General features: G+C 67.0%; 3 protein-coding genes. All 3 read right to left on the reverse strand.

Translation table 11 applies throughout. The features are described from left to right. Nucleotides 1-8: 8 nt before the first annotated feature. Entirely contained in the window at nt 9-893 is an 885-nt protein-coding gene (purU, locus tag GL284_RS14455; protein WP_155045350.1) for a formyltetrahydrofolate deformylase, read from the reverse strand. Nucleotides 894-1,055: 162 nt separating this feature from the next. Continuing rightward, entirely contained in the window at nt 1,056-1,943 is an 888-nt protein-coding gene (gene folD / locus GL284_RS14460; protein ID WP_155045351.1) for a bifunctional methylenetetrahydrofolate dehydrogenase/methenyltetrahydrofolate cyclohydrolase FolD, read from the reverse strand. A 227-nt stretch (nt 1,944-2,170) separates the two neighbouring features. Further along, complete coding sequence (locus GL284_RS14465; RefSeq protein WP_155045352.1) at nt 2,171-3,298, reverse strand: iron-containing alcohol dehydrogenase; 1,128 nt, start codon at nt 3,296-3,298, stop codon at nt 2,171-2,173. Between the last annotated feature and the right edge of the window lie 152 nt (nt 3,299-3,450).

The raw sequence follows: 3,450 nt of genomic DNA on the forward strand, positions 1-3,450 counted from the left end.
CCAGCCCCTCACCCCATGCGTTCGCTGGCATAGCTGCCGGGCGAGGCCGGGAAGATCACGGTCTTGTTGCCGTTCAGGAAGGCGCGGCGGTGGATATGGGCGTGGATCGCCCGCGCCAGAACCTGGCTTTCCACGTCGCGGCCCAGCGAAACGTAATCCTCGGGCGATTGCGCATGGGTCACGCGGATGGTGTCCTGCTCGATGATCGGCCCTTCGTCCAGATCGGCGGTCACGTAATGGCTGGTCGCCCCGATCAGCTTCACCCCGCGCTCATAGGCCTGCTTATAGGGGTTCGCCCCCTTGAACGACGGCAGGAACGAGTGGTGGATGTTGATGATCCGCCCCGACATCTTGCGGCACAGATCATCCGACAGCACCTGCATATAGCGCGCCAGCACCACAAGCTCGGCCCCCGAATCCTCGACCACGCGCATCAGCTGCGCCTCGGCCTCGGGCTTGTTCTCCTTGGTGACCCGGATCATGTGAAAGGGGATGTCGTGGTTCACCACCACCTTCTGATAATCCATGTGGTTCGAAATCACCGCCACGATGTCGATCGGCAGCGCGCCGATGCGCCAGCGATAGAGCAGGTCGTTTAGGCAATGGCCGAAGCGGCTGACCATGATGACGACCTTCATCTTTTCGGCCTCGTCATGAAAGGCCCAGTCCATGTCGAAGCCTTCGGCGACGGCGGGCATGCCCTCGCGCAGGGTCTCCAGCGTGGCGCCGCTTTCGGGCACGAAGCTGACGCGCATGAAGAAGCGGCCGGTCTCGGTATCGTCGAACTGGCTGGAATCGGTGATGTTGCAGCCCTGCGCCGCCAGATAGCTGGAGATCGCGGACACGATCCCCCGGGTCGAGGTGCAGGTGACGGTCAGGCAGTATTTGGTCATCTAGGCATGTCCCTTGGCGTGCATGAGGCAGGAAAAGGCAGCGGGAGCTGCTGTGAAGAAGGCAGCGGGCGCTGCATCGGGTAAGGCTGCGGCCCGCCCGCCCCGTCACGGGGCGGAGCTGCCGCGAAAGGCGATCAGGCGGTCGGCATCAGCGGGTCACCATCAGGCAGTCAGGCCCTCGGGTTCGGGCAGGCCATTGGCCCGGCAGCAGGCGGTCAGCGTATTGGCCAGAAGGCAGGCGATGGTCATCGGACCGACACCGCCCGGCACCGGAGTGATGGCCCCGGCCACGGCGGCGGCCGCGGCGAAATCGACATCGCCCACCAGCCGCGGCTTGCCGTCCCGCTCGATGCGGTTGATGCCCACGTCGATCACCGTGGCACCGGGCTTGATCCAGTCGCCCTGCACCATCTCGGGGCGGCCGACGGCGGCGACAAGGATATCGGCGCGCCGGGCCAGATCGGGCAGGTTGCGGCTGCGCGAATGCGCGATGGTCACCGTGCAGCCTTCGGCCAGCAGCAGCTGCGCCATGGGCTTGCCGACGATATTGCTGCGCCCGATCACCAGCGCGTCCAGCCCCGACAGATCGCCCAGCCGGTCGCGCAGCATCATCAGGCAACCCAGCGGCGTGCAGGGCACCATGGCCTTTTGCCCGGTGGCCAGCCTGCCGGCATTGATGACGTGAAAGCCGTCGACATCCTTGGCCGGGTCGATGGCATTCAGCACCGCGTCGCTGTCGATATGGCCGGGCAGAGGCAACTGCACCAGAATGCCATGCACATCGCTGTCGCGGTTCAGCCGCGCGATCAGCGCCAGCAGATCCGCCTGCGAGGTCGTGGCCTCCAGCTTGTGCTCATAAGAGTTCATCCCGACCTCGCGCGTCTGCACGCCCTTGTTGCGCACATAAACCGCCGAGGCCGGATCCTCGCCCACAAGCACCACCGCCAGACCGGGCGTGATGCCCCGCGCAGACAGCGCCAAAACACCAGACGCAACACGCGAACGAATGCCAGAGGCAAAGGATTTGCCGTCAATAAGGGGGGGGGTCATGGGGTGATCTCCTTGGCTGCTTGCGGTTCAGGCAGGTTCGCACAAGCGGATAGCTTAGCCGCAGCTGGGATCAAAGACGCATTCATAACGCCCCCCGACGTTCATGGCTTCGCCGCACTTGTCCTGCGACACCCCCCGATTGCCCCGGCACTTTGCGACCGAATGCTGTCGTTTTCTGGCGTCGTCGCGATTATTCTGCGCAGGCGTCGTGGACTGCGGCCGGGGTCCTAGCCCGCCTGCGCCATCGCGCGGACAAGATCCGGGATGCTGGGGGCGACCGGATTTCCCTTCATCGAGGAACTGGCAAGGGACGCCTCGGCCACCTGTTCGTGCATCTGCGGCGCCAGACCCTGCGCCTGCAGGCCCGGCAGCCCCTGATCGCGCGCCCAGCCCGACAGCGCCTGCGGCGCATCGGTGCCGTCAAGGCTGTCCAGAATGATGCGGCAGACCTGGGCGATGCGCGGATTGTCCGGCATCAGACGGCGGTTCATCTCCAGAACCGGACCCAGCAGCGCGCCGCAGATCGCGCCATGCGCGGCCGGGGTCACGCCGCCGATCACGCCTGCCAGCCCATGCACCGCGCCCAGGCCCCCATTGGCCAGCGCCACGCCGCCGCACAGGCTGGTCCATGCCATCTGGTCGCGCGCGCTCGCATCCTCGGCCTGCATCAACCGGATCAGCGCGGCCAGACCCGTGGCGATCACCGGCTGCACCAGCGCATCGGTAAAGGGCGTCGCGCGGGCCGAGACATAGGGTTCGATGACCTGCGCCAACGCATCCAGCCCCGAGGCCAGCGTCACCGCGCGCGGGCAATGATCGGTCAGCGCCGGATCGACGATGGCCAGACGCGGCAACATGCGGTCATCGCGGATCGAGACCTTGCGGCCGTGATCGGGCAGGCCGATGACGGCATTGCGCGTCGCCTCGGCGCCTGTGCCTGCGGTGGTGGGGATGGCGACGAAAGGCAAAGGCGCGGCGACCAGCGGCAGGCCGCGACCGACCACCTCAAGGTGGTCCATGATGCCGCCGGGGGCCGGGATCAGCGCCGCGACCGCCTTGCCCATGTCAAGCGCCGCGCCACCGCCAAGGGCCACCACCCAATCGGGCGCGACATCGCGGGCCTCGGCCAATGTGGCTTGCAGCATCGGCAGCGTCGGTTCACCCCCGCAGGCCAGCGGCAGGACCTGCGCGCCCTGCGCATGCAGCGCATCGACCAGCCATTGCGCCCGCGACCCGTCCGCGCCATGCACCAGAACGCCGCGCGGGCCAAGCGCACGAACCAGCGCGGGCGCGTCCTGCGCCTGCCCGCGGCCAAAGATCACACGGCCCGGCAGGGCGAAGGCAAAGGGGGTCATGCGGCCTCGATGGTTGCTGTGATGGCTTTCTTCCACCGCCTATATTTCTGGTCCCTCAGCTTGTCATCCATCTGCGGCGTGAACTGGCGGTTCAGCTGCCAGCGCTTTGCGAACTGGTCTGGCGGGGGGCAGAGGCCTGCCTGCAGCCCGGC

Origin of the sequence: Paracoccus shanxieyensis (assembly GCF_009711265.1) — a bacterium.
Taxonomy (GTDB): Bacteria; Pseudomonadota; Alphaproteobacteria; order Rhodobacterales; family Rhodobacteraceae; genus Paracoccus; species Paracoccus shanxieyensis.

What these genes read in the sequence shown, in the direction of transcription:
- purU (WP_155045350.1), bottom strand. Translation starts at nt 893, where the DNA reads ATGACCAAATACTGCCTGACCGTCACCTGCACCTCGACCCGGGGGATC.
- folD (WP_155045351.1), bottom strand. Translation starts at nt 1,943, where the DNA reads ATGACCCCCCCCCTTATTGACGGCAAATCCTTTGCCTCTGGCATTCGT.
- GL284_RS14465 (WP_155045352.1), bottom strand. Translation starts at nt 3,298, where the DNA reads ATGACCCCCTTTGCCTTCGCCCTGCCGGGCCGTGTGATCTTTGGCCGC.